This is a genomic window from Paraburkholderia sp. NPDC080076 (assembly GCF_050281145.1).
GTDB lineage: Bacteria > Pseudomonadota > Gammaproteobacteria > Burkholderiales > Burkholderiaceae > Paraburkholderia.
On the sequence record NZ_JBNNWQ010000002.1, the window covers coordinates 929,744 to 954,503 of the forward strand.

Annotated in this window: 23 protein-coding genes, 1 tRNA gene and 1 riboswitch; of the genes, 8 read left to right on the plus strand and 16 right to left on the minus strand. The window is 62.4% G+C overall.

Going from position 1 to position 24,760, the window contains the following annotated elements; translation table 11 throughout:
* Positions 1-16: 16 nt before the first annotated feature.
* Positions 17-913 carry a c-type cytochrome gene (locus ACQKRQ_RS11475; RefSeq protein ID WP_132376553.1) on the minus strand — a complete coding sequence of 299 codons (897 nt, stop codon included), beginning with the start codon at positions 911-913 and terminating at the stop codon, positions 17-19.
* A 275-nt stretch (positions 914-1,188) separates the two neighbouring features.
* Here ACQKRQ_RS11475 and ACQKRQ_RS11480 point away from each other — a divergent pair.
* Positions 1,189-1,264: transfer RNA gene (locus tag ACQKRQ_RS11480), tRNA-Arg, on the plus strand.
* A 73-nt stretch (positions 1,265-1,337) separates the two neighbouring features.
* A riboswitch (yybP-ykoY riboswitch) is annotated at positions 1,338-1,501 on the plus strand.
* A 91-nt stretch (positions 1,502-1,592) separates the two neighbouring features.
* Positions 1,593-2,603, plus strand: coding sequence for a sodium:calcium antiporter (locus tag ACQKRQ_RS11485; RefSeq protein WP_427476981.1), 1,011 nt, complete (start codon positions 1,593-1,595; stop codon positions 2,601-2,603).
* An 82-nt stretch (positions 2,604-2,685) separates the two neighbouring features.
* Here the strand turns inward: ACQKRQ_RS11485 and ACQKRQ_RS11490 are convergent, their stop codons facing one another.
* On the minus strand, positions 2,686-3,753 hold the full coding sequence (locus tag ACQKRQ_RS11490; protein WP_427476983.1) for an HAD family hydrolase: 1,068 nt from the start codon (positions 3,751-3,753) through the stop codon (positions 2,686-2,688).
* A gap of 533 nt (positions 3,754-4,286) precedes the next feature.
* Here ACQKRQ_RS11490 and ACQKRQ_RS11495 point away from each other — a divergent pair.
* From ACQKRQ_RS11495 to ACQKRQ_RS11510, 4 genes are all read left to right on the plus strand, one after another.
* A complete protein-coding gene (locus tag ACQKRQ_RS11495; RefSeq protein WP_427476985.1) occupies positions 4,287-5,081 on the plus strand; it encodes a hypothetical protein in 795 nt (264 codons plus the stop codon).
* 24 nt (positions 5,082-5,105) lie between these two features.
* Complete coding sequence (locus ACQKRQ_RS11500) at positions 5,106-6,521, plus strand: DUF1254 domain-containing protein (RefSeq protein ID WP_427476986.1); 1,416 nt, start codon at positions 5,106-5,108, stop codon at positions 6,519-6,521.
* A 7-nt stretch (positions 6,522-6,528) separates the two neighbouring features.
* Positions 6,529-8,037 carry a DUF1254 domain-containing protein gene (locus ACQKRQ_RS11505; RefSeq protein WP_427476988.1) on the plus strand — a complete coding sequence of 503 codons (1,509 nt, stop codon included), beginning with the start codon at positions 6,529-6,531 and terminating at the stop codon, positions 8,035-8,037.
* A gap of 100 nt (positions 8,038-8,137) precedes the next feature.
* Complete coding sequence (locus tag ACQKRQ_RS11510) at positions 8,138-9,112, plus strand: SphA family protein (protein WP_427476989.1); 975 nt, start codon at positions 8,138-8,140, stop codon at positions 9,110-9,112.
* Between the two features lie 56 nt (positions 9,113-9,168).
* On the opposite strand, the gene ACQKRQ_RS11515 is transcribed toward ACQKRQ_RS11510, so the two are convergent.
* The 13 genes from ACQKRQ_RS11515 to ACQKRQ_RS11575 form a co-directional block, all read right to left on the minus strand.
* On the minus strand, positions 9,169-9,972 hold the full coding sequence (locus ACQKRQ_RS11515) for a phytanoyl-CoA dioxygenase family protein (RefSeq protein ID WP_427476991.1): 804 nt from the start codon (positions 9,970-9,972) through the stop codon (positions 9,169-9,171).
* An 8-nt stretch (positions 9,973-9,980) separates the two neighbouring features.
* Entirely contained in the window at positions 9,981-10,559 is a 579-nt protein-coding gene (locus ACQKRQ_RS11520) for a class I SAM-dependent methyltransferase (RefSeq protein ID WP_106303222.1), read from the minus strand.
* Between the two features lie 27 nt (positions 10,560-10,586).
* The gene (locus ACQKRQ_RS11525; protein WP_427476993.1) at positions 10,587-11,678 is read right to left on the minus strand and encodes an aromatic ring-hydroxylating oxygenase subunit alpha; all 1,092 of its coding nucleotides are present in this window, start codon (positions 11,676-11,678) and stop codon (positions 10,587-10,589) included.
* A 1-nt stretch (position 11,679) separates the two neighbouring features.
* Positions 11,680-12,312: an acetyltransferase gene (locus ACQKRQ_RS11530; protein WP_427477173.1), complete on the minus strand. Its 633-nt coding sequence runs from the start codon at positions 12,310-12,312 to the stop codon at positions 11,680-11,682.
* The gene (locus ACQKRQ_RS11535; RefSeq protein WP_427476995.1) at positions 12,312-13,076 is read right to left on the minus strand and encodes an SDR family NAD(P)-dependent oxidoreductase; all 765 of its coding nucleotides are present in this window, start codon (positions 13,074-13,076) and stop codon (positions 12,312-12,314) included. Before ACQKRQ_RS11535 ends, ACQKRQ_RS11530 begins: the two co-directional genes overlap by 1 nt.
* Positions 13,073-14,137 (minus strand): ketoacyl-ACP synthase III, encoded by a 1,065-nt coding sequence (locus ACQKRQ_RS11540; protein ID WP_427476997.1) that lies wholly within the window; start codon positions 14,135-14,137, stop codon positions 13,073-13,075. Before ACQKRQ_RS11540 ends, ACQKRQ_RS11535 begins: the two co-directional genes overlap by 4 nt.
* Before the next feature lie 10 nt (positions 14,138-14,147).
* The gene (locus tag ACQKRQ_RS11545) at positions 14,148-14,375 is read right to left on the minus strand and encodes an acyl carrier protein (protein ID WP_106303234.1); all 228 of its coding nucleotides are present in this window, start codon (positions 14,373-14,375) and stop codon (positions 14,148-14,150) included.
* Between the two features lie 11 nt (positions 14,376-14,386).
* A complete protein-coding gene (locus tag ACQKRQ_RS11550) occupies positions 14,387-15,427 on the minus strand; it encodes a ketoacyl-ACP synthase III (protein WP_427476999.1) in 1,041 nt (346 codons plus the stop codon).
* Between the two features lie 2 nt (positions 15,428-15,429).
* Positions 15,430-16,575, minus strand: coding sequence for a dTDP-4-amino-4,6-dideoxy-D-glucose aminotransferase VioA (vioA, locus tag ACQKRQ_RS11555; protein ID WP_427477001.1), 1,146 nt, complete (start codon positions 16,573-16,575; stop codon positions 15,430-15,432).
* Positions 16,572-18,944, minus strand: a complete 2,373-nt coding sequence (locus ACQKRQ_RS11560) for a tetratricopeptide repeat protein (protein ID WP_427477003.1) — start codon at positions 18,942-18,944, stop codon at positions 16,572-16,574. Before ACQKRQ_RS11560 ends, vioA begins: the two co-directional genes overlap by 4 nt.
* A 265-nt stretch (positions 18,945-19,209) precedes the next feature.
* Entirely contained in the window at positions 19,210-19,524 is a 315-nt protein-coding gene (locus ACQKRQ_RS11565; protein ID WP_427477005.1) for a flagellar protein FliT, read from the minus strand.
* A 3-nt stretch (positions 19,525-19,527) separates the two neighbouring features.
* A complete protein-coding gene (gene fliD / locus ACQKRQ_RS11570) occupies positions 19,528-21,045 on the minus strand; it encodes a flagellar filament capping protein FliD (protein ID WP_427477007.1) in 1,518 nt (505 codons plus the stop codon).
* A 157-nt stretch (positions 21,046-21,202) separates the two neighbouring features.
* Complete coding sequence (locus ACQKRQ_RS11575) at positions 21,203-22,348, minus strand: flagellin (protein WP_427477009.1); 1,146 nt, start codon at positions 22,346-22,348, stop codon at positions 21,203-21,205.
* A gap of 267 nt (positions 22,349-22,615) precedes the next feature.
* Between ACQKRQ_RS11575 and ACQKRQ_RS11580 the strand changes: the two genes are divergently transcribed.
* Together ACQKRQ_RS11580 and rpsU are read left to right on the plus strand one after the other, a co-directional pair.
* Positions 22,616-23,557, plus strand: a complete 942-nt coding sequence (locus ACQKRQ_RS11580; RefSeq protein WP_427477011.1) for an aldo/keto reductase — start codon at positions 22,616-22,618, stop codon at positions 23,555-23,557.
* Positions 23,558-23,919: 362 nt separating this feature from the next.
* The gene (gene rpsU / locus ACQKRQ_RS11585) at positions 23,920-24,132 is read left to right on the plus strand and encodes a 30S ribosomal protein S21 (protein WP_006050883.1); all 213 of its coding nucleotides are present in this window, start codon (positions 23,920-23,922) and stop codon (positions 24,130-24,132) included.
* Positions 24,133-24,317: 185 nt separating this feature from the next.
* Here the strand turns inward: rpsU and ACQKRQ_RS11590 are convergent, their stop codons facing one another.
* A complete protein-coding gene (locus tag ACQKRQ_RS11590; protein WP_132376571.1) occupies positions 24,318-24,743 on the minus strand; it encodes a hypothetical protein in 426 nt (141 codons plus the stop codon).
* Positions 24,744-24,760 lie beyond the last annotated feature (17 nt).

The window sequence follows — 24,760 nt, forward strand, 5'->3', positions numbered from 1 at the left end:
CCGCGAGCGGTGCGTCTTACTTCACCGCGCTGACCATGTAGTCGACGGCGGCCTTCACGTCCGCGTCGGAGGCAGTCGAGCCGCCCTTCGGAGGCATCGCGCCCTTGCCGTGCAGCGCGTAGTTATAGACCGTGTCCATTGGCTCTTTCAGACGCGGTGCCCAGGCGTCCTTGTCGCCGAACTTCGGTGCGTTCAGCACGCCAGCCGCGTGACAGGCCTGGCAAACCTGCTGATACAACGCCTTGCCGGCTTGCGACGCGTCCGCGCTTTGCGTGCCGCCCGCTGCCGGCGCGGCCGCTTGCGGCACGCTGGCCATGGCGGCCATCGCTGCGGCGGCCTGAGCCGCGCCCGCGTCGGAAGCGCCGGCCGGCGCCGCGGCCGCTGCACCGGACGCCGCAGCGGCGCCTGCTGCCGGCTGAGCCGGTTCAGGGAAGCTTCCGCCCGAATTGTTGGCCATATAGGCGACCGCGCGGGCGATCTCGAAATCGCTGTAGTCGTCCGGGCTGGTGCCGCCGCGCGGCGGCATCGCGCCTTTACCGGTGAGGGCAGTGTGCAGCAGCGTGTCGAAGCCTTGCGCGATGCGCGGCGCCCAGTCGGCGGCATTGGTAAATTTCGGCGCGCCTGCCGCACCCGACGCGTGACACGCGGAGCACACGGCCTTGTAGACTTCCTCGCCGCTCTTGTAGACGCGCGGCGCGTTGGCGTCGCGAATGTCGACCTGGGCGAACGGCTTGATGCGGGCGGTGACCTCGGCTTCGGAGAGAGAGTCGGTGCCGGCGCCGGTGCGCGTCGAATTGTCGACGTAGATCACTAGCAGAACGATGATGACGATCGGTACCGCAAAACTGGCAATGATCGCGGCGACGAGCTGTCCGGGGGTTTTGATCGGGGCTCCGTGTGGTGCTTCGCTCATGCTTGTCTCGTCTCCGTGGGTATGTGAGCGGTACAGCGTGACGGCAACTTCTTGTTCTTTAATCAGCCACGGACGATTATAGACGGAACATTTCGACGGCGGCGAGGGGCGCGGCGGGGTGTTCAGCAGGCGTTTACCCGCATCGCGAGGGTTGTCGGAAAGCCGCCGGACCCGGTGATTGGGGCCGTCCGGTGGACGGTGTGGCCGAAACCGGGTATCCTTTCGGTCTCGCTTTGGCGTCGCATCCGTTCTGGTTGCCGCGCTTTCGTGTTGAAGCGCCCGTAGCTCAATGGATAGAGTACTGCCCTCCGAAGGCAGGGGTTGCTGGTTCGATCCCAGCCGGGCGCACCATAGAGAGTCGATCTCGTTCAAGGGCTTACGCAGAATGCGCTAAGCCCTTTTGTTTTTTGCGGCCTCGTCGTGTCCCGACTTCCTTCATCCTTTGAAGGAGAGCGCGTCAACATACTTGGCCTGCGGGTCATGGCGCGTTCGACCGCGTCGGTTTGGCGAGACCATTGACGCACTGCCTCGTTCTGGTCGGACGGGCGGCGGTGCGTCATTGGTTTGTCATCTACGTCCGACCGCGGAGTTGCCCTGTGAAACATCGTCGTACCCTGCCAGTCTCCCCTTCCGCCCGTCCGCCGCGCCGCTGCTTCTGCGTGTATGCGGAGCGCCGCGCATGACCGGTCTCCTGTTCGAACTTGGCATCATGCTGGTCGTCATTCTGGTGGCGGCCGAGCTCTTCACCAATGCGCTCGAGCATCTGGGCGAACGCCTCAAGATTTCCGAAGGCGTAACGGGTTCGCTATTCGCCGCTGTCGGCACAGCGTTGCCCGAGACGCTAGTGCCGCTGCTCGCGATCGCCGGCGGCACGACGGATAGCGCGGTCAATCAGGAGATCGGCGTCGGCGCGATTCTCGGCGCGCCGCTGATGCTCTCCACCCTCTCCACCTTCCTCATGACGCTCGCGATTCTCGGTTCACGCGGCGCGCGCGGCTGGGTCGCGCCAGAGCGTACGGGTTTCACGCGCGACCTCAACTATTTCCTGTGCGCGTTCGTGCTGGCTGCCGCAGCGATGTACGTGCCGCACGAGCAGATGATGGTGCGCGCGTTCTTCAGCGTGGCGCTGGTCGGCGTGTACGTCACTTATGTGGTGATGACCTTCCGCGCATCGAATGATCTGGTCGATGCCGGTCACGGCACCGAAGCGCCGGGCAAGATGCTGATCGCGCGCCTTGGCGTGCCGACCAATCTCGCGACCATCGTGGTGCAACTGGCGCTGGCCGTCGCGCTGCTGGTGTGGGGCGCGGAAGGCTTCATCCATGGTGTGCGCGGCGTGTCGCAGGCGCTTGGGGTGTCGCCGCTGCTGCTCTCGCTGCTGATCATTCCGATCGCCACCGAGTTGCCCGAGAAGGTCAACAGCATTCTGTGGATTCGCCGCGGCAAGGACACGCTGGCGTTCGGCAACATCACCGGCGCGATGGTGTTCCAAGGCACCTTGCTGCCAGCGATCGGTATTCTGCTGACGCCGTGGGTGCCGCGCATCGAAGTGGTGACCGGCATCGTGATCACGCTCGCGTCGGCGGCGTGGCTGCGGCTCAACGTGCGCGAGCGCGGCGTGCCGGTGTGGGCGTTGCTGGTTTGCGGCGTGCTCTATGCCACATATCTGGCGATTACGCTGAGTCGCTAGACGCGGCGCTAAAGCCATACATTGCGCGACAACTCTAACAACCGCTGAAGGCCGCTTACGAGTGGCCTTCAGCGGTTCAGGCTCAGTTCGCCGGGGGCGTCGCCGGCGCCGCTGCCGTCGTCGCGCCTTCAGGCTTGAACACGGTCTTCCAATCATCTTTCATATCGACGACGAGCCAGCCTTTCGCGCCGGCCTCGTCCAGACCTTTGTCGAGCTTGCCGCTCTTCGCCGCGCGGTCGTACGCGTATTCGCGTTGCGCGTCTGTGTGATGCACGAGCGCCGCGAGGCGCGGGCCGTCGCCTGCCGAGGTCCATTCGAGCATCGGCGCGTCGCCGTCCGCGTTACCGAACGCGATCACCGGACGCCGGCCGATCACGCGATCGATGGCAAGCGGCTTGGCCGAGCCGTCGACCAGCGTGTCGACTTGCGCGAGGCGCGTCAGCGAGACCGCGCCGTTGCTCTGGCCGTAGCGATACTTCACGGTGCTGCCGATCACCTGCTCGGGCGGAATGCCGTACATGCGCTGAGCCACGTCGCGGACGAACTCGACGTCGCCGCCCGTCACCAGATAGGTCTTGAAGCCGTTCGCGCGCAGATAGGCGAGCAACTCGAGCATGGGCTGATACGCGAGATCGACGTAAGGCCGGTTGAAGCGCGGGTCGCTCGCGGCATCGAACCATTCGTGCACGAGTGCGGCGAACTGGTCGCCCGTCAGGCCGGCGTGGGCCGCCGCCAACACCCGCATCGAACCGGCGTCGCCGCTTGCCGCCACATTCTTGAGATTGCCTTTGAGGATCGAGCGGAACGGTTCCTGACGCTTCCATTCCGGATGCCGCGCGGCCACCGTCTTCACACGTTGCAGCGCGAACACCAGTTGCACCGAGGCCGGTTGCTCCGGCCACAGCGTGCCGTCGTTATCGAACACGGCAATCCGGTCGGCGCGCGGGATGAAGTCCTTGGACTCGGGCGTCGTCACCAGCGTGACGAAGTCGACGATAGAGCGTTTGGTCTTCGTGTCGTTCCATGACGCCAACCCGGCGGCCGTCGCTGCACCGGTCTGCGACATGGCGTCCTGGCGCGGCGTCACGGAGCAAGCGGAAAGCAGGACAACTGTGAAGGCAATGCAGTACCGGTGCAACGTGCGAATCATGAAAGCCTCATCGAAAGCGGTGGGTCGAATTCAAGCGAGCGCAAGTCTAATAGGCCAAAGCGGTTATTGCAGCCCTTGTGGGATTTTTTCGACATGACGGTTGAGCCTGTTCCGCCATAAAAAATGCCAATTGAATAAGCGGGGAAGTCGGACCCGATTGATCTGGCTTTCAGCCGTGTTACAAATTTATCTCTGTAATTTCCAGAATCGTTGCTAGTATTCCTAACCATGCCAGCGTGGTGAATCTTCTTCTTTCCGCATGCTTCGTTTGATGCGGCGTCTCTCGTTTCAAGGAGCGCTCATGCAAGCCGTGTATCCAGCTGCGCCGTCTTTCCAGATGTTCAAGCGACATAACGCGGGTTATTTGCGTGACATCGCGTCCGGCTGCGCATGGCTGCCCGGACGCGCGACCACGCGCGCGAGATGAATTCGATTTAAATCAGTCACCCGAACGCCATCCCTTTGAAATGATTTCGCGTCAGGCAAAGGCAGGTGCTCGCCTATAAGAAATGGCCAGAAAACGAGGCTCGATAATGGGTTACAGCTGCGTGTTTGGGGCGGGGGCATTATGCGCTGCCGCGTTCGTATCGTCGCCGGTCTTCGCTCAGGCATCCGCCGACGACGCCAATAAAAGCAATAACCCGCTCAATCTCGCCGCCTCATTCAACATCCAGAATTACTACACGCCGAGCGTATTCGGCGCGAGTGCGCACACCAACGACCTGCTGCTTCGCCCTACCGTGCCGGTCGGCACGAATAGCCTGATCGGCGTGCCGCAAATCTTCCGCGGCACGGTGCCGCTCAGTACGCGGCCCGATCCGAGCGTCGGCTACAACACCGGCCTCGGCGACCTCAATCTGTTCGACATCTTTCTGCTCTCGGAAGGCGACGTGCAGCTCGGCGTGGGCCCGCTCGTCACCATGCCGACCGCGACCGATCCGAGCCTCGGCACCGGCAAGTGGCAGGCGGGTCTTGCCGCTGTTGCCGTGAGCGCCACCCGGGCGCGGCTGATCGGCGGGCTCGTGCAGTGGCAGCACTCGTTCGCCGGACAAAGCAGCCGGCCCACCACGCAATCGCTGACCGCGCAGCCCTTTGGCATATTCAATCTGCCCGGCGGCTGGTACATCCGTTCGACCGGCATATGGACGTTCGATCTGCAGCACGGCAGCTACTACATCCCCGTCGGCCTCGGCGCGGGCAAGGCATGGAAGGGCGGTTCGACGATCTACAACGCGTTCATCGAACCGCAATACTCGATCGCGCATTCCGGTGCGGGCGTGCCGCAGTTCACGATTTTTGCTGGCCTGAACATGACGTTCGGCAAATAGACGAGAACTCGAGGGAGCTTAGCCATGACGTTTTTGAAGCGCCTGGGAGTCAGGGCATGCGTCGCCGGATTGGCATTCGCCGTGTTGCCGCAGGTGCCGGCGACGGCGCAAACGAGCGCCCCGGCCGCCGCGGTAACCGCTTCCCCGGACGAAGCGCGCGGCATCGCCCGCGATGCGTACCTGTACGCCTATCCGATGCTGTTCAACTATAAGACGCTCTATCAGCAGGCAGTCGATCCCACTTCGAAGTCGTACGTGGGCGGCTTCGGCAAATTCCGCAACTACTCGCGGCCGTACGGTCCCGAGAACAAGGAAATCGTCACGCCGAACAACGACACGCCGTACTCGTGGGCGTGGCTCGATCTGCGCCGCGAACCGTGGGTGCTGACGGTGCCGGCGGTGCCGAAAGAGCGCTACTACGTGTTCCAGTGGATCGACCTGTTTACCTATAACTTCGCGTACGTCGGTTCGCGCACCACGGGTAACGGCGCGGGCCACTATCTGTTCGCCGGACCCAACTGGCACGGCGACACGCCCAAGGGCATCGACAAGGTGTTCCGCTCGGAGACCGACCTGATTCTGACGCTCGGCCGCACGGCGCTCAACGGCGCGAGCGACGTCAAGAACGTGCAGGCGATCCAGAAGCAGTACAAGCTCACGCCGTTGTCCGCTTTCGAACACACGGCCGCACCACCGTCCGCCGCGAAACTGAGCTTTCCGAAATGGGACGAAGCGAAGGCGACCTCGGTCGACTTCATTGCCTACCTGAACTTCCTGTTGCAGTTCACGCAGCCGCCCGCGCCGTCGGAGCGCGAACTGATGGGACGCTTCGCGAAGATCGGCATTGCACCTGGCGCACCGTTCGATCCGGTCGCGTTGCCAGCCGACACACGCGCGGCGCTCGAAGCGGGCGTCGCCGACGGCAAAGCCGCATTGGCCGACGCGGAAAAGCGCACCACCAGTTCCTTCGACCTGTTCGGCAGCCGCGCCGATCTGAAAGACGATTACACGACGCGCGCCGTCGCCGCGGCGATGGGCATCTACGGCAACACGAAGGAGGAAGCGGTGTACGTCGGGACGCGCGTGAATGCCGAGCATCAGCAATTGATCGGTTCACAGCCCTACGTCCTGCACTTCGACAAAAAAGATCTGCCGCCGGCGAAGTTCTTCTGGTCGATGACGCTTTACGATTTGCCGGCGCGCCATCTGGTGGCGAATCCGATTCACCGTTACTCGGTCGGTGATCGTACTCAGGGACTGAAATACGGTGCGGACGGTTCGCTGGATATCTACGTGCAGAACACGCCGCCGGGCGCGAACGAAATGTCGAACTGGCTGCCCGCGCCCGTCGGTGCGTATGACCTCGTCATGCGAATCTACGGGCCGGACCAGACCGTGCTCGACGGCAGCTGGACGTTTCCGACGCTGCAGAAGCGCTGAGGCGCGCATGGACGACCCGGACATCGACACGCACAGGAAGGCGGCGACATGGGTGACGGCGGCCGTGCTGGCGTCGGTTGCCGCGCCGATCCTTGCGAAGACGCAGCAGCGTCCGTGGTCTGCCGCGACGGCCGGCGCGGCGGCCGTGCCCGGTCCGGTGGCGGGCGACACGATGTCGGAGGAGTACGCGCGGTTGGTGGCGCGCCAGACCTATTTCTGGGCGTGGCCGCTGGTGAATGTCTACCGCCGATTGCTGGCGATGGAGCAGGTGCCGCGGCCGGGGCTGAATGGTGGCGTCGCGCCGGTCGCTCCGCCCAACCGTCTTGCGATGCTGCGCGATTATGCTCAGCCGCAAACGCGGCACGTCGGCTGCCCAAATCGCGATCTGATCGACGGTTGCGCGATGCTCGATTTGCGCACTATGCCGGCGATCGTCCAGGTACCGGATTTCGGCAGACGCTTCTGGGTCTATCAGGCCGTCGATCTGCGCACTGATAGTTTCACGAGCCTCGGCAAGATGTATGGCTCGCGGCCGGGCTTCTATCTGTTGGCGGGCCCGGACTGGCATGGCCCGGCGCCGAAGGGCATCCGCCAGATGTTCCGCTCGCCCACCGCGATAGGCATGCTGATTCCGCGCGTGTTCATGGACGACACGCCGGAAGATCGCGCGCTGGTGCAGTCGCTGATCAGCAAAATCGGCGTGTATCCACTCGCGGACTACGACGGCCAGTTCAAGGAAACGGACTGGTCGGCACTGCCCGGTTTCGGCGCGGCCCGCAGTGGGACGCACGCAAGCGCGGAAGAGATCGAACGGGTCGATCCGAACCGTTTCTGGGACACACTGCCCGCCGTGCTCGACGAAGCGCCGCCGCAACATGGCGAAGAGGCGCTCTATGCGCAGGCACGTGCGCTGATCGCCGCCACGCGCCGGGACGGCGCACTCAGAAGCGCCATCATCGACGAAACGGCGAGAGCCGAAGCGGATCTGATCGCACCGCTCTCCAATTTCAATCTGTTCGGCAAGCGGCTTGCGGGAAACTGGAACACGTTTAGCAACGGTGCGGCCTTTGGTACGGATTACTACTCGAGAACGGCAATAACGGCGTCGCACGTCTTTATCAACAAGGCCAACGAGATAAAGTGTTTTTATTCGGATACCGATGCATCGGACCGATGTCTTGATGGCAGCGGGCGCTACACTGTGACCTTGCATAGAGACCGGTTGCCGCCTGTCAAAGGCTTCTGGTCGCTGACGCTATATGACTCGCACCATTTTCTTTCACCCAACCCGCAAAACCGCTACACACTCGGTACGAAGAACAAAGACCTGAAGTTCGACGCAGACGGCTCGCTCACGCTCCACGTACAACACGCGAGACCCAGCGACGACAAATTCGCCAATTGGCTGCCGGCGCCGGCCAACGAGGTGTTCTCCCTGTACTTGCGCGCCTACTGGCCGCAGCAAGCGCTGCTGGATGGCAACTGGACGCCGCCGCCAATCGTGCGCGAAGCCTGACGCCTGCGCGTACGCGCGCAGTGCGGCTTGCGGACGCAGCCCGCCCGGATGCGGTTCCGTAGGAGTGAGAATGCCGAACTTCCATTCGATGAGGACGATTATGAGTCAACCTAACTGTATTTTCGCAGCCAGGCGGCTCGTTGCCGGGTTGTGCAAGGGCGCGCTTCTGACCACCGTCGGCGTGAGTCTCTCCCAAACGGCGTCGGCGACGGAAGGCGGCATCGGCCGTCCGATCACGGGCCAGCAGGTGATGCCCTACGGCGGCGTCGTCCCGCCGACCAGCGACTGGATCGTGTCGGCCGCCACGATCTATTACGAAGGCTCGCTCGGCGCGAGCAAGTCGATTCCGATCGCCGGACAGGTGACGGCCGGCGTCGACGTGACGGCCGTCTACACCATTCTCAACGCGGTCAAGACGTGGGGCATTACGGTAGGCGGCTGGAATTTCGCGTCGTCGTTTGGCGTGCCGCTTCAGTACACCGACATCTCGTCGTTTCACGGCCGCTTACCGAACGACCACGGCACGCAGTTCGCCGATATCTTCTTCGCGCCGGTGGTCGCCGGCTATCACCTGACCAAGACCGACCACGTCGCGTTGAGCGTGCAGATTTACGCGCCAACTGGTGCGTACAACCCGAACCGGCTCGCCAACGCCGGACAGAACACGTGGACCTTCACGCCGACGATCGCCTATACGAAATTGCTGCCGCAGGAGAACATCGAGCTGTCGTTGAATTACGGCCTCGAGTTCTACACGCCCAATAACGACACCCACTATCACAACGCGCCGGTCAGCGTGCTCGATCTGCTTGCGCTCAAGCGCTTCAGCAGCGGCTGGGGCGTCGGCGTGGTGGGCGGCTATATCCAGCAGATCGGCAGCGACAGCGGCGGCATTGCGGACATTGTCGGCGGCGCTCAGGGCCATTCCGTAGGCCTCGGGCCGATGATCACCTGGTCGGGCAAGATCCAGAAAACGCCCATTTCAGCTGCGCTGCGCTGGGTTAACGAATTCAACACCAGCAACCGGCCGAAGGGCAACGTCGTGCAACTGTCGATCAATGCGACGTTTCAGTAACGCCGCGGCAGAAGGCGCAAGCACTGTGCGCTGCGCAGCGCGCAGCAAGCCCGCGATTACACCGCAGCGGCGGCGCGCTCTTTCTCATACTTGATGAGCTTCAACACACGCGAATTGACGAAGTAGCGAATGTAGTTGGTCGGGGAATAGAAAATATCCGTTTGCCATTCGCCGCACAGCAGATCCTTGCCGGTCGGATCGTCCGCGGGCTGCACGATGGTGTCGGCCATGATGCGGTTGATACCCGACACATTCGGGCCGGACTCGTGCCATAGCGCGCTGTTCATGATCACGAAGTCGCCCGGATTCAGTTCCGGCGTGACCTTCGGCCACTTGAACTCGAAGCTGTCGGGATTGATCTCACCGGCATCGCCGAGCACGCCCAGTTTGTGCGAGCCCGCGTAAAACGACATGCCGCCGTTGTCCGCGTTGACGATGCTGAGCGGCACGAACATGCTGCACTTGTTCAGATTGCCGAGGTGATAGCAACTATCCTGATGCAGGAACACTTTGTTCGAGCTGAATCTGTCCTTGATCACGAAGCGATGGTTGTACAGCGCGACGTGATCTCCGAAGATCTGCTTGAACGTCTCGGCAAAGACCGGCTCCTTGTACATGGAGGCCAGCTTCGGCGGCAGTTGCTCGGTGAGCGAAACCGGATTCGCCTTGTTGACGTCGCGGCTCTCGGCCAGCTGCGCGTCGTAAAACGCCTGCCACTCGGCTTGCCATTCCTGCACGACAGACTGCGGAATCGCGTTGCGCATCACGAATACGCCGGTCTCTTTGAAGACGTCCGGATTGAACGTTTCCGAGGCGATCTGATCGATGACCGCTTCAACGGATGCCAGGGTATTTTTCATGTCGAAGGCTAGATGAATCGGAACGTCAGTTCGTTGTCTTGGGTGTTCTTGAACTTATTGCACTTCGCGAGCACGTTGTATTTCAACGGGAACAGTTCGCGCTCCGGCGATTCCAGAATGTCGATCTCGACAATATCGAAGTCGCGCAGCAGCACGTTCCAGCCGTGCTCGGTGATGCGCCAGCAATCCGGCGAGGGTCCGTGAATGCGCCAGTTCAGTGGCGCGGAAATCATCAGGTGGCCTTCGTGCTTCAGAATGCGGCGAATTTCCTTGACCGTGTCGAACGGGTTCAGCGTGTGTTCGATCACGTCCATGCACACCACGACGTCGTACGCGCTTTCCGGAATCGCCGCGTTGACCTTGGTGATGTCGCCGACGATCGTCGGCTTATAGGTGTCGACTACATCGAACGTGTCGACGCTGAAGTTCGTGAAGCACTGGCGCACCAGAGACCGATCTTGCGGTCCGACTTCGAGCAGCTTGCCGGTGTGTTCCGCGAGTCGGTCGGCGGTGCGCCGCACGAACGCGTCCATGTGTTCCCGCGTGAGCGGGAAGGTGTCGTTATCGAATTTAGATGGCGTCGCCATGGTGAAATTCTCGCTGGGGTGTTGGCTTCAATCGACGGCGCCGGCCGCGTAGAGCGAAGCGGCTTCGTCGATCGATGTCTGGATCTGGTGCAGCACGGCCAGGCTCGTCTCGCCGACGGCGCGGCACGATTGCCTGAAATGGTCGATCTTCACTTCCGCATCCGACGGAAAACGGAGCGCATCCGTCGACCAGTTTTCTTTCGGAAGCAGCTTGCAGATGTCGTGGTCTTCGTCAAACACCTGCCGGTTCATTCGCACGGTGGATTCAAAAAACGAATCGAGCACGCGCGTGGCGTTCCCATTCAGCGTGTTCGACGCGTACAGGCGGCTAGTGAACCGCGTACGGCTTTCGCCGCGCGGGGCCGGGAAGAAGTTCTGCAGGGAATACGAGTAGCCGTACGTCGACGAAATCATCGTGAACGGGAAGATATAGAGACTCATATATCCCTCGTACTGATAGTCGATGTTGAACAGCTTGCGCAGGCGAGCCAACTGGTTGGCAAGACGTGCATTGCCGAGTGGCGCGTACCAGATCGAATTGGCGCCGTCGAACACGTTCTGACCGTCGCCGAGTTGCAAGGTGGCGAGCGTTTCCGTGTGGACCGCGGCGATGTGATACGGCTCGAGCGCGTTCTCGACGGCGAGCGGCCAATAGCACTCGTAGTCGTAACGGTTCAGATCGAGGCGCCGGTCCACATTGAACGAAATGTTCTCGAGGATATCCGCGCTCTTGCCCAATTGTTCGTACAAGCCCGTGCGCGGCTTGATCGCGAAAAACACGAAGTCGCCACACCAGTCGACCTGGAATGTATTGAAGTGCGCGCGGTCGATATCGCACGACTTGAAGCGTGCCTTCTCCGGCACGATGATCGTACCGTTCTTATAAGTCCAGCCGTGATAACCGCAGGTCGCCGGCCGGTTGCCGTGCTCGTCGGTATAAATGCGCGCGCCGCGGTGCGGACAGGTGTTGTCGAATGCAACGATCTCGCCGTTGTCGTTGAACAGGACGATTTCGCCCGACAAGCCATCGAATTTGATGAAGTCGCCGTCGTTGGCGAGCTCACGGCGATGGCAGGCGAGATGCCAGTACTGATCGAACAGAATCCGGTCGAGCGTCATCTCAGAGCTTCCTGGCGGGCGCGGTATAGATCACGGCGTCTTCGGCCACCGAGCGCATCACGATGGCGCCGGCGCCGATTTTCGCGCGTGCGCCGATCTTCAGCTTCGGCAGGATTTTCGCGCCGCTGCCGAAAAACACGCCCTCGCCGGTTTGCACGTAGCCGGTCAGATCGACGTGCGAGCTGAGCGTCGAATAGGCGCCGAGTTTGACGTCGTGGCCGACGCTCGACAGCACGTTGACCGCGACGAAGTCGCCGACATTGGCGTCGGCCGATACCACCGCTTGAGGGCACACCACGACGCCTTCGCCGAGCACGGCGGAGCGCGCGATGACGGCGCTCGGATGCACGAGGCTCGCGAACACCGCGCCGCGTTCACGCAGGCGCGCCACCACCGCGCGCTTGGCGGCGGGGTCGCCGATGGCGACGAGCACGGCTTCGCCATCCTGCGCACGGTAGTCGTCGATGTCGCCACGCCATTCGAGCTGGTACGGATAGCCTTCCAGCGCGGCCGGATTGGCGTCGAGAAAGGCGCTGATGCTTGCGCCCCGACCCGCGTCGGCCGCGTCTTGCGCCCAGTTGATCAGCTCGCGCGCGAAAGCGCCGCAGCCGGCCACAATCAGTCGCTTCACCATCATCGAACCTTATATCCGCCGTCGACGACGAGCGTGGTGCCGGTGATCCAGCGGCTTGCCTCGCTCAGCAGGAACAGCGCGGATTGCGCGACGTCGTCGGCCTCGCCGAAGCCGAGCAGGTGGCTCTTCTCGTAGGCCGCGAGCGCTTCGTCGGGGCTGCCGCCCGTCAGCCGCTCGTGCATGGCGGTGTGAACCGCGCCGGCCGCGATCGAGTTGACGCGAATCTTGCGCGGCGCCATTTCGCAGGCAAGCGAGCGGACCAGTCCGTCGATGGCGGCCTTGGCGGCGGAGTAAGCCGTCATGCCTGCCTGGCCCGTCGAACCGGCCACCGACGACATGAAGACAAGCGAACCTCCGTCCGCGATCACATTCTTCTTGCTGCCCGCGCGGGCAATCCCGAACGCTGCGTACAGACTGCTGCCGAACACTTGGTCCAGTTGTTCCTGTTTGGTTAGCTTCGCGGGGCGGATCAACTCGACGCCGGCCGCATGAAACACGCCGGCGAATGTGCCATGCGTTTCAGCGAGATGGCTGACCCATTCGGCGGTCTGGTCGGCGTCGGCGAGCGATGCGACGGCGGCGGCATGGCCGCTGCCGTGAAGCCCGGCGAGCGTCGCCTGAAGGCGAGCCTCGTCGCGTCCGGCGGCGATCACACGTCCACCAAGGCCGGCGATCAGTTTCGCACTCGCCTGGCCGATGCCCGACGACGCGCCGGTCACGAGATAGAGGCCGCCGGCGAGGCAGTTGTCGGCAAAGAGTGTCATGTCTCGATCGTGTCCACGATGGTGAGCGGCCCGACCGCAAGTGCCGCCGATGCCCACGAATACCCGACGCCGAAGCCGAACATGCCCAGTTGCAGCGTCTCTTCCTTCAGGCGGTGCTTCAGTTCGGTGGTCATCAGTAGCGGGATCGACGCGCAGCTCGTATTGCCGTACTCGCCGATATTGGTCGGCACGCGTTCGGCCGGCAGGCCGGCCTTCTTGGCCAGATGCTTGAGCATGAACAGGTTGGCCTGATGGAACAGGAAGGCGTCGTATGTGTCCTTGTCGCGGCCGGCGATGTCGAGCGTGCGCGAGATCAGCTTCGGCACCGCGTTCAGCGTGAAATTGAAAATCTCGCCACCGTCCATGAAGAGGCATTCCGGCGACTTGCCGGCCATGCGTTCGTCGGCCGAGGCGTCGTATGACTTGAATCCGCCCGACGGCACGATCAGATTGCGTACGCCTTTGCCGTCCGCGCCGATGATGAAGTGCGCGGCCGCATCGCTTGCCGAGGCTTCGAGCGCTGTCATCGTGCCCGCGTCGCCGAACAGCAGCGTGGTCGAGCGGTCGGTCGGGTCGATCATCTTGCTGATCGTGTCGCCCACCGCGAGCAGCACGCGCTTCGCGGCGCCTGTCTGAATCAGGTTCATGCCGAGCCAGAGCGCTTGCGGATAGCCGGAGCAGCCCAGATTGATGTCGAACGCGAGACACGAGGTCGGCAGGCCAAGGTCCGCCTGCAATACGAACGCCGTGCCGGGCAAGCGGTAGTCCGGCGTTTGCGAGACAAAGATCAGCGCGTCGATCGAGTCCGCCTGCCAGTCGAGTTCGGCGAGCAACTTCTCGCCGGCCTTGCGGCACAGATCGCCGGTGCTCGTCTGCGCGTCCGCCCAGCGGCGCCGGTTGACGCCGATCATCTTGACCACATCGCGGACGGCAGACGCGTCGAACCTCTCGACGAAGTAGTCGTTATCCACCTGTCTCGACGGCACGCACGACACCACGCCTGCGATGCGGGCGCCTTGCGTGCGTAACTCGCGTCCTGCGCTGAAGTCCGGCGAACTCATGCTCAACTCCTTAGGCTGCTTTTTTCGCCGTGCTGATCAACGCTTCGATGTCGGCGATGGTGTTGCAGTTGTTCAACGTCTGGCCGCTCAGCATTACGTTGAAGCAGTCGTCGACGAGAGCGATCGTCGACACGACGGCGAGCGAATCCCAGTTGTGCTCGTGCAAATCGAGTTCCGGCGTAATCAGGCTCGCGTCGATCTCGAAGATTTCGGCCATTCCTTCGTAAAAGTTTTCCATGTCCACTCCTGCTAGTAAGTCACGATGCAGCCGGCCCATGAGTAGCCGACACCAAAGCCCAACAACATCAATCGACTGCCGTGCTGAAGCAGGCAGTCGTCTTTCATCTGCTTCAATGCAAGCGGAACCGTCGAGGAAACGGTGTTGCCGCATTGCTCCATCAGGATCGGAAACTTCGCTTCCGGGACCTTCATCTTCTTGCGCAGCGCTTCGAGCATGAAACGGTTCGCCTGATGCAGCACGAAGAAGTCGATTTCCTCGCGGTCCATGCCGGCTTTTTCCAGCAGCGATGTCGCCGCTTTCGGCACTTCGGCAAGCGAGAACGCCATCACTTCGGCGCCGTTCATGTACAGGTGTTCGTCGGTGCGCACGTTGCCGGACGCATCCTGTTTTTCGACTGCGCTTTGCGCGCTCTTCGGCTCGCGAAACAGTCCCGCCTTGACCATCAGGTTTTGCGCGCCGCGACCGTCCGTGCCGAACACGAAGGGGCCGATCGACGCGTTGCCGTCCGTGGAAGCGGTGATCGCCGTCGCGCTGGCGCCGTCGCCGAACAAGGTGCGAACGCTCTTGTCGAGCGGGTGCACGTATTTCGAATAGGTGTCGGCGGTCAGCAACAGCACGCAGCGCGCGGAGCCGGTTTCCACCAGACCTTTGGCGAGCGAAAGTCCGTACACGTAGCCGGAGCAGCCGAGATTCACGTCGAGCGCGCCGGCGTGAGTCGCAATGCCAAGCCGGTCCTGCAACAGGCAGGCCGAAGTGGGCAGCACATAGTCGGGCGCCTGGGTGCACAGAATGACGAAGTCGACGTCTTGCGCGCTCACTACGCCTTGGGCGAAGAGATTGCGCGCCGCTTCGTAAGCGAGGTCCGTCGCGGTCTGTTCGGCCGACGCGATATGCCGCTGCTGAATGCCGGTCTTGGCCAGAATCTTGTCCGCTGGCCATTCCGGATAAAGCGCCGCGAGCTGCTCGTTCGTCAGCACCTGCTCGGGCAGGAAACCGGCGATATCGAGAATGCGCGCTTGTAGCCGCTCGGATCGAACAGAGGACGTCATGATCAGCAATCCGCGATGAGTCCGATGATGCGGTCGAGCATGCCGTCGGTCAGCGCCGGGAAAATCGGCAGGCACAGCACCTGTTGCGCGGCGGCGTGAGCGATCGGCAGATTTTCAGGGCGTGCGGACGGCAAACCGCGATAGATCGGGAAGTCGGAAATCAGCGGGTAGAAGTAGCGGCGCGTGTAGATATCGTGGTCGCGGAACTTCTGATACAGCGCGTCGCGGCTGATCGGGAATTCCGGACCGACCAGGATCGGAAAGTACGAGTGATTCGACACTTTCTCGCCGCCCTTCCGCATGCAGCGGATGCCGGGGATATCGCGCAGCCGCTCGCGATAGATCGCATCGATTCGCGCGCGCCGGACCAATGCTTCGTCGATGTGCTGCAGTTGCAACAGACCGAACGCGGCATTGATCTCGCTCATCTTGCCGTTGATGCCGGCTGCCACGACCGTCGTTTCATCGACGAAACCGAAGTTCTTCAGATGGTCGATGCGCTGCTTGGTCTTCGCGTCCTGGCAGATGATCGCACCGCCTTCGAAGGTGTTGAACACCTTGGTGGCGTGAAAGCTCAGCACGGCGAGATCGCCGTGTTCGAGCACGCTGCCGGTGTCGGACTGGACGCCGAACGCGTGGGCAGCGTCGTAGATCACCTTCAGGTTGTAGTTGTCGGCGATCTTCTGGATGGCGTCGACATCGCACGGTTTGCCGTAACAGTGCACCGGCATGATCGCGGTGGTCTGCGGCGTGATGGCCGCTTCGATCTTTGCGGGATCGAGATTGAGCGTGTCCGGATCGACGTCGACGAACACCGGTTTGATGCCGTTCCACACCAGCGAGTGCGCGGTCGCGACGAACGAATAGGGCGTGGTAATCACTTCGCCCGTCACGCGCAGCGCCTGCAACGCGGTGAGCAATGCCAGCGTGCCGTTGGTGAACAACGCAAGGTGCTTGACACCGAGATACTTGCACAGCGCCGCTTCGAACTGCTGGTGAAAAGGACCGCCGTTGGTCAGCACCTTGCTGTCCCAGATCTGCTGGAGGTAGGGGATGAACTCTTCAAGCGGCGCGAGATGTGGCTGGGTAACGTAGATACGCTCGTCGATCGGTGACTCGATAGCGCGAAGCGGCAAAGCTGCGTTCACTTGGATTCCCCTTTATCGGACAGCACGGGCGCTTCGCTGGCGGCGCCGGTTATGTCTTCCATCGAAACTTCGAAGGCGGCGGCCGGTTCGCCGGCGCACCAGCGTTGCCACATGATCCGCAGTGCGCGTGAGACGCCTGCCGCGACCACGTCGGGACGGAACGCTGCCGAGGCCGCGCAGCGTTCGCGCAGGCTTGTGCGAATCTCGGCGAGCGCGGGAATGTCGGAGGCCAGCGCCACGCCGCGCGCAACGAATTCTTCCTTGTTCGCGACCACGAAATCTTCGAGCCCGACATGCGACATCCAGGTCGTACCCGCGCGGCTCGCCAGCGTGTCGCCGGCGATGGTCAGCGTGGGCACGCCCATCCACAACGAGTTCAGCACCGTGGTCGAACCCGTGTACGGGAACGTGTCCAGGCAGATATCGACGTGGAAATGCTGCTGCAGGTAGACCGGAATGCTTGAACGGCGGCGGAACATCAAGCGTTCGCGCTCGATGCCTTCTCCGGCAAACCAGTCGATCAGCAACTGTTCGTCTTCGTCGGTGGCGATTGCGCCGAGCAACATCTTTGCGGTCGGCTGTGCGTGCAGTAATTCGGCCCACAGGGCGATCACGTCGCGGCGCAGTTTGTTCAGGCGGTTGAAACTGCCGAACGTGACATAGCCGTTATGCATGGCCGGCAGAATATTGACCGGCGGCGCGCTCTGCTCCGGCAGGAACGTCGCGCTCGACGGCAGATGGACGATCTTTTCGGAGAACAGGTTTTCCGCCGGCCCGAACGGCACGCCGTACTTGTCCGCCAGGTAATAGTCCATCGCGCTCAGGCCGGTGGTGCCCGGATAACCCATCCAGGTCACCTGAATCGGCGCGGGCTTGCGCGCGAACGTCAACAGGCGGTTGCGGCCCGTGTGGCCGGACAGATCGAACAGAATGTCGATGCGTTCGTCGCGGATCTTGTTGGCGAGCTGCGCGTCCGGCATGCCGGTGATCTGCTGCCATTCATCGGCGCAATTGCGCAGCAACTGCGTGTAGTCGTCTTCGGCGATGTGGTTGTTGTACACATGCAAGGACAGATTCGGGTCCTTGGCCAGATGCTCCATGATCGGCAGCAAATACGACGCGACGGCGTGGCGGAACAGGTCGCCTGAAACGAGGCCGATCTTCAGCTTGCGATCCGGCGAGCGTTTGTTCACGTGACGCGGCCACTGCGCGCGCACCGGATCCTCATGCTGACGCGCGAAGTTGGTGTGCTCGGCGAACAGCGTGTCGTGATCGACCTCGGGGTTGTGCGACAGCGTGAACAGGAAGTTGTTGGCCGCGATGTAGTCTTTCGGATCCTTCTCTAGCGCGGCGCGGAATTCTTTTTCCGCCTCGCCCACGAAGCCGAGATCGAGCAGCAACACTCCAAGCGTGCTGTACACGGAGGAATTGTTCGGCGCGAGTTCGATCGCGCGCCGTGCGGCGGCCAGGCCCTCGGCTACGCGCCCCTGATGAACCAGCGACATGCCGAAGATCCGCTGCGCTTCGGCGTAGTTCGGATTGATCGCCAGAATCGCGCGGCACTCCTGCTCCGTTTCCGCCTGTAAGCCTTTCAGGCGTAGCGTATCGGCCAGTACAGTGCGGCTTTCGAGTTCCTCGGGAATCAGTTCAGCGGCTTTGCGCAGCGGGGCAAGTGCTTCGTCATAGCGGCCCAGACGGTGCAGCGCGATGCCGAGCCAGCGCCACGAATTGCCGTCGGCGGGGAAGCGTTGCGTCAGGGAGCGGGCGAGTTTCACCGCCTCGACGACATTGCCTTTGTTGTAGAGCGCCGTGTAGCGGTTGGTTTCCTGCTGGCTGACCCGGCGGCCCGATGCGATGGTGGTGCGCGTGCTTTCCGCAGCCGGCGGCGTGTCTGTTGCAGCGGCCGGCTGAGCTTGCGGCTTCTGCGCCGCGACCGGCATGGTATGGATGACTTTGCCGGGGTTGGCCATGCGCACGATCAAGCCGTCCACCGCCGGTCCCTTCAAGCCCTGCTTCTGACCCATCTCGAGCGCCAGCCATGCCGCGGCGGTTTCGCCGGCGTCGATCAGCGCGCTGATATAGGCGGCCCAGTACTGGCCGTTGTGAGGATGCAGTCCCAGGCACTGCTCGAAAAGCGGCAGCGCTTCCGCCGTACGGGCGGTCTGGCCGAGCAGCACGCCGAGGTTGTACAGCACGTCGGCGTGTTTCGGATTCGCGTCGAGAATGGCCCGATACAGCGCTTGCGCGTCGTCGAATTCGCCCTTGTGGTGATGGTCGAGCGCCGTTTGCAACACGAGCGCAATGTCCTGCTCGAGTTGTTGTTCGGGCGTCAGGGGTTCAGCAGGCGGCTGCTCGTACAGGAGAGTCATGGTCTCGGCGCAAAATGTTCTATGGAGGAAATTGTGCGACGAGGCCGGTCTTTCCGATGCGCGGAGATGACGGTAAAAAAGCCGCCTGTTTAGCGTATGGAGGAGGGTGGCGGAAAGCCGGAAGGCAAGAAAAAAGCCCGCACGAGGCGGGCTGAGGGAACGAGCGTGCCTCACTTCGGCACGTAGTTCTTATTATTCGGTCGGCCGGCTGAACCGGCTTTGGGGGAGCGGATGTCGCCTTGCGCGGCTCCGCTCCGGGTGATTTTTACAGGCGGGCCATCCGCTGGTATTCGCCGGCGGCCTTGGTGCGCCCCATCGCCGCTTCGAACTCGATATGCAGTTCGTTCTGGGTGACTGCCGCGTCCGCAAGCAGCGCCGCGTCGATCGCCTGGATCTGACGGATCATGTCCAGCGCGCCCGGTTCCTGATCCGCGCTGAGCGACATCAGCAGCGGCGAGCGCGTTTCGGTCAGGCGGGCGGCTTCCGGCCAATCCGCCAGCGAGGCCGCCTGCTCGATTTCGCGCGTGATGGAGAGCACGCGCTCGACCAATTCCGTCTGGTTCATGTTGTGCGCGTCCATGGCTTAGCTCTTGTTCGTGGCCAGCGCGCCCGCGCTGTTGGTGCCGCCGAACAGAGCGGTCAGGTATTGCGAATTGTTGTTCATGGTCGCCATCAGCGTGTTCAGGGCGGTGAACTGCGCCTGATACTGGTTCGTCAGTTGTGTCGTGTAGTCGGCGAGCGCGGTTTGTTGCGTGGTGATGCTCTTCAGGTCGGCGTTCAGCGCGGTGTTGCGCGTGTCGATGATGCCGCCGGTTTGCGTGAACGTGGTGATGCTGGCGTTCAACTGCTCGGCAATGCCGTTGGTCGAGTTGAAGAGCGACGCGACCGTGGCCGGGCTGCTCGTCAGCGCAGTGTTCAGCGCGTTGTTGTCGACCACCATCGTGCCGTCGGCCGGATCGTCCTTCAGCGTGATGCCGATCGCCGCCAGCGTGGTGCCGGTGCTGCCCGAGCCGACCGAGCCTCCGACTATGTTGGCCAGCGTGTTCTTGATCGTCTGCAGCGTGGAGTCGCCCAACAGCGGCCCTTGCGACGTCGAGCCGGAGCTGAACGACGTGAGCGTGGACATCGTCGTCACGACGGTGTTGTACAGGCTCACGAAATTGTTGATCGCGGTGTTCTGCGCGGTGGTGTCCTGCGCAATGGTCAGCATCTGCGGGGTGCCCGCGGGCGTGCCCACGGCCGCCGCCGTCAGGTTGATCGTCACGCCCGAAATAGCGCCGGTCACCGCGTTGCTGGAACTGCTGCCCGCGATTCCGCCGATCGTGTACTCCGCGTCCTGTGCGAAGCCGCTCTGCGTCCAGGCGCTGCCCGAATTGGCCGACGTAATGGTCGACTGGCCGCCCGTGGTGCTGGCGGTCGACGTCACGCCGAGGCTCGACAGGCCGGTGTCGCTGGTGATGTTGCTGGTCGAGACGTTGATGACGTTGGCCGCCCCGGTGTTCGCCGCGCGCAGCACAAGGTGAGCGCCGTCCGTGCCGGTCACGATCGTTGCCGTGACGCCGGGGTTGCTGCTGCTCGCATTGATCGCCGACGCGATGCCCGACAGCGTGTTGTTGGTGCTGTCGACGTTGATATCCATCGACTTGCCGTTCATCGAGATCGACAGCGTGCCGGTGCCCAGTTGCGTCGTGGAGCCGAAGGCTGCCGACGACAGGGCTTGCGAGCTGGCGATCTGGGTCACGGCGATCGAATAGCTGCCGGCCACGGCGCCGACGCCCGCTGTCGCGGTCAGCCCGGTGCCGCTTGCGGTCGCCGCGAACGTCGCCAGCGTGTTGCCGTTGGCGAGATTCGTGATGCCCGACTGCAATGCGCTGAGCGCGGAACTCAGTGCGCCATACGCCGACAGCGTGGTGCTGTCGCTGGTTTGCTGTGCCGCCAGAGCCGAGGCTTGCCCGGCGACCTTTGCGTTCACGAGTGCCGTGACGAGCGTCGACACGTCCATCGACGAATTGCCCGTCGAGCCGCTGATGATCGATTGAGCAGCCGACTGCAGCGCGGCGTTGGCGCTAGCTGTAGAAGACGAAGTTGAGATCGAGGACATGCAGAGGCTCCGGGCGTCTGGAAATCTGTATTGGGTGGTGCGCGATGCTACATCACTAAGTGACGGAAATGCACAGCGGGAGGCATGCCTCCCGTTGCTTGAAACCCGGCGATGCGCCCCGCATGCGCGCGGCGCATCGCCGTTACCGCGTCAGCTCTTACTGCAGGAGCTTCAGAACTTGCTGCGGGTTCGAGTTAGCTTGCGCCAACACCGAGATACCAGCTTGTTGCAGCACTTGCGCCTTGCTCAGGTTCGCCGTTTCTTGTGCGAAGTTGGCGTCCGTGATTTGCGATTGTGCCGACGACAGGTCGGTCGATTCAGCTTGCTGCGACGTCGAGATTGCGGTGAAGCGGTTTTGCGCGGCGCCCAGTGCAGCTTGCAGCGTATTCACGGTCTGCAGTGCGTTGTCGATCGAGACCATCGCTTCGTTCGCGCCCGTGACCGTGCTGATGTCGAGGCCCGAAACCGTCGGCGGGTTGTTGATCGCGTTGATCTGAGCCACTGCTGCGACGGCTGCCGCGGAACCTGCGCCTGCCGTCGTCACTGCCGATGCGCTCAGCGTCAGGTTGGTCACGGCGGTGCCCGTGCCAGCGGCCGTGCCTGCGGTGAAAATCGCGCTGGAGACGCCCGACGTGATCGCCGTGTTGTTCTGGTCGGTGAAGGTGTAGCCGCCCTTGCCGTCCGACAGCACGTTGATCGACGTGATCGTCGCGCCGGTGCTCGTGTATGCGCCCGATGCATTCAGGCTGACGGCGATCGTGCCGACCGTTTGACCCGTTTGCACCAGGCCGCCACCGATCTTCGCTGCCGACATCGATTGGCTCAGGTCCAGGCTGATCGTCTGACCGACGTTCGCGCCGACCTGGAACGTCACGCTGCCTGCCGAGCCGTCCAGAATGTTCGTGCCGTTGTACGTCGTTTGCGATGCGATACGGTTCACTTCAGCGATCTGCGCCGAAACTTCCTTCTGCAGCGCTGCCTGGTCGCTCGACGACAGCGAGCCGGTCGATGCTTGCACAGCCAGCTGACGGATACGTTGCAGGCTGGAGGTCAGCGAGGACAGTGCGCTCGATGCGGTTTGAATCATCGACACGCCGTCATTCGCATTCGACACGCCCTGGTTCAGGCCGTTGATCTGCGTTTGCATACGCGTCGAGATTGCCAGACCTGCTGCATCGTCAGCCGCGCTGTTGATGCGCTTGCCCGACGACAGGCGGGTGATGGCTTGCGAAAGGGCGCTTTGCGAGCCATTAAGGTTTTGCTGTGCAACCAGCGAGTTGATGTTGCTATTGATTCCGAGCATGGAAAATCTCCTAAATAAGCCTTGAGCCCAATACGCCACGTTGGCATCGGCGGAAGCACTCGTTCATTGCTGGCCGCCTCAGTGAAGGTTGACGGCGTCCCTTAAAAAAACTTGAGGAACTTTGTGCAATGGCAAGCCAAACGTTTTCCATGCTGGTTTATTGCAATGCCGCTGAAAGCCGCTTGCAGCCTTGATCGGCGGACGCACTGCAGGTATTGAAAAGACGGCGTATTCTCTTTTTCTCTTGTGACAAACCCTGGAGAAATCATGCAAAAGCGCAGGATTGGGCGTTCGGAATTACAGGTCGCGCCGCTTATGTTCGGCGGCAATGTTTTCGGCTGGACCGCCGATGAAGCCACCTCGTTTTCGATTCTGGATGCGTTTGTCGATGCCGGTCTCGACTTTATCGATACCGCCGATGTCTATTCCGCGTGGGTGCCCGGCAACCAGGGCGGCGAATCGGAAACCATCATCGGTAAGTGGTTCCGTCGGAGCGGCAAGCGCGACAAGATCGTGCTCGCCACCAAGGTTTCGAAGCATCCGCTGCGCAAGGGACTGTCGGCGCCCAACATTCAGGCAGCGGTCGAGGATTCGCTGCGGCGCTTGCAAACCGATTACATCGACGTCTACTTTTCTCACGACGACGACACCGAAACGCCGCTCGCCGAAACACTTGGCGCATATCAGAAGCTGATCGAGGCGGGCAAGGTACGCGTGATCGGTGCATCGAACTACAGCGGCGCGCGGGTCGAGGAGGCGCTCGCCGTGTCGCGCCAGCATGGCCTGCCCGAATATCAGCTGCTGCAGCCGGAGTACAACCTGTATGACCGCGCGGAATACGAGCGCGACATCGAACCGGTGGCGCTCGCCAATCAGCTCGGCGTGGTGGTGTACTACAGCCTGGCGAGCGGCTTTCTGTCCGGCAAGTACCGCTCGCAGGCCGATCTGGCCAATAAGGCGCGCGGCAGCCGGGTCGAAAAATATCTGAACGAACGCGGTTTGCGGATTCTCGACGCGCTAGACCGGGTTGCCGACGCGCATGGCAGCACGCCGGCCACCGTCGCGCTGGCATGGTTGATCGCGCGGCCCAGCGTTACGGCCCCTATTGCCAGCGCGACGTCGATCGATCAGCTCAAGAGCCTCGCGGCGGCGGTTCATCTGATGCTGACGGGCGCCGATGTCCGCGAACTCGACGAAGCGAGCGCCTGAGCGCGCGAAAGGTGACCTGGCGCAATCCCTAAACCCCTGGTAGGATGGAGAGTTTCCTGATATCATCGGGAGTGAATTGAGATCTTTGCCTGTTTCGTCAATGTTTCTTTGTTGATGAAAGGTTGGCGAAACGGCAGCAGACGCGGCTTTTGCATTATGTCTGTCCGCGTTCCGCGGTGAACTCCCCACCTCTCTTTTCCGGCCTCCGTGGCCGCTTTGCCTCTCGTTTCATTCGTGGTTTGGCCGGGTTCTGCCCGCGTTTGCCTGTTACTGGCCATGAACTGAGACGACCGGAGGGCCGGCGCGTGAGCGGTATGCCGCCACGCAATTTACCCCTATCAAGTGATTGAGTTAGGAATTAAATGACGACGATTCTTCTGAAAGAAAACGAGCCGTTCGAAGTGGCGATTCGCCGCTTTCGTCGCGCAATCGAAAAGAATGGCCTGATCGCTGAACTGCGTGAGCGCCAATCGTACGAAAAGCCGACCACGGCACGTAAGCGCAAGAAGGCTGCTGCTGTGAAGCGCCTGCACAAGCGCCTGCGCAGCCAGATGCTGCCGAAGAAGCTGCACTAAGCACGCTTTTTCCGCACGGCCGAACGGCGGTGTGAGCTTCGAAAGAAGCCACATCGCCGTTTTGCTTTTTGGGCGTCAGGTGGATCGCTCAGGTCAATGCGGGCTGCGCGACCTGGGGTGTGCTGCGCGGAGGATTGACGGTGGGCGCTGCGACGCCGTAGAGCGGCACCGCAGCTGTCTCCGGCTTACGCCGCGCTCTTCAGCCGATCAGCGGACAGGCCGAACTGGCGGGCAATCGAGCCCAGACGCTCGAGCCATTCCCAAGTGCCGAATACGTCGTGCACGTTTTGCAGGCAACTGAGCAGATCGACGGTCGCCGGGTCGTACACGTTGATGCGGGAACGCAGCAGCGCCTTCTTCAGCGCCGACACGCCGACGTCCATATATGCGGGCATCTCAGCCGGCGTTTTGCCGATGAAGCGCACCGGAATACCTTCCATCGCGGTCATGTAGTCGCGCGGCTTGATGAAGCTGCCGACCGGGCAGCCGCCGCAATAGCCTCGATAAGCCCCGCCGCCGCGCGGTAGCAGCGCGGCGCGCTTCTGGCCCAGCAAGTGCCCCACGGCCTGATCGAAAATCTCCTGATGCGTCACAAAGTTAAGAGTTTTCATGGTTGGTCTCCCACGCG

Coding starts and splice junctions, on each gene's coding strand:
- ACQKRQ_RS11560 (WP_427477003.1), bottom strand. CDS start 18,944: ATGACTCTCCTGTACGAGCAGCCGCCTGCTGAACCCCTGACGCCCGAA.
- ACQKRQ_RS11530 (WP_427477173.1), bottom strand. CDS start 12,312: ATGGTGAAGCGACTGATTGTGGCCGGCTGCGGCGCTTTCGCGCGCGAG.
- ACQKRQ_RS11535 (WP_427476995.1), bottom strand. CDS start 13,076: ATGACACTCTTTGCCGACAACTGCCTCGCCGGCGGCCTCTATCTCGTG.
- ACQKRQ_RS11515 (WP_427476991.1), bottom strand. CDS start 9,972: ATGAAAAATACCCTGGCATCCGTTGAAGCGGTCATCGATCAGATCGCC.
- ACQKRQ_RS11580 (WP_427477011.1), top strand. CDS start 22,616: ATGCAAAAGCGCAGGATTGGGCGTTCGGAATTACAGGTCGCGCCGCTT.
- ACQKRQ_RS11565 (WP_427477005.1), bottom strand. CDS start 19,524: ATGGACGCGCACAACATGAACCAGACGGAATTGGTCGAGCGCGTGCTC.
- ACQKRQ_RS11545 (WP_106303234.1), bottom strand. CDS start 14,375: ATGGAAAACTTTTACGAAGGAATGGCCGAAATCTTCGAGATCGACGCG.
- ACQKRQ_RS11510 (WP_427476989.1), top strand. CDS start 8,138: ATGAGTCAACCTAACTGTATTTTCGCAGCCAGGCGGCTCGTTGCCGGG.
- ACQKRQ_RS11495 (WP_427476985.1), top strand. CDS start 4,287: ATGGGTTACAGCTGCGTGTTTGGGGCGGGGGCATTATGCGCTGCCGCG.
- rpsU (WP_006050883.1), top strand. CDS start 23,920: ATGACGACGATTCTTCTGAAAGAAAACGAGCCGTTCGAAGTGGCGATT.
- fliD (WP_427477007.1), bottom strand. CDS start 21,045: ATGTCCTCGATCTCAACTTCGTCTTCTACAGCTAGCGCCAACGCCGCG.
- ACQKRQ_RS11505 (WP_427476988.1), top strand. CDS start 6,529: ATGGACGACCCGGACATCGACACGCACAGGAAGGCGGCGACATGGGTG.
- ACQKRQ_RS11525 (WP_427476993.1), bottom strand. CDS start 11,678: ATGACGCTCGACCGGATTCTGTTCGATCAGTACTGGCATCTCGCCTGC.
- ACQKRQ_RS11575 (WP_427477009.1), bottom strand. CDS start 22,348: ATGCTCGGAATCAATAGCAACATCAACTCGCTGGTTGCACAGCAAAAC.
- ACQKRQ_RS11590 (WP_132376571.1), bottom strand. CDS start 24,743: ATGAAAACTCTTAACTTTGTGACGCATCAGGAGATTTTCGATCAGGCC.
- ACQKRQ_RS11490 (WP_427476983.1), bottom strand. CDS start 3,753: ATGATTCGCACGTTGCACCGGTACTGCATTGCCTTCACAGTTGTCCTG.
- ACQKRQ_RS11500 (WP_427476986.1), top strand. CDS start 5,106: ATGACGTTTTTGAAGCGCCTGGGAGTCAGGGCATGCGTCGCCGGATTG.
- ACQKRQ_RS11540 (WP_427476997.1), bottom strand. CDS start 14,137: ATGAGTTCGCCGGACTTCAGCGCAGGACGCGAGTTACGCACGCAAGGC.
- ACQKRQ_RS11520 (WP_106303222.1), bottom strand. CDS start 10,559: ATGGCGACGCCATCTAAATTCGATAACGACACCTTCCCGCTCACGCGG.
- ACQKRQ_RS11550 (WP_427476999.1), bottom strand. CDS start 15,427: ATGACGTCCTCTGTTCGATCCGAGCGGCTACAAGCGCGCATTCTCGAT.
- ACQKRQ_RS11475 (WP_132376553.1), bottom strand. CDS start 913: ATGAGCGAAGCACCACACGGAGCCCCGATCAAAACCCCCGGACAGCTC.
- ACQKRQ_RS11485 (WP_427476981.1), top strand. CDS start 1,593: ATGACCGGTCTCCTGTTCGAACTTGGCATCATGCTGGTCGTCATTCTG.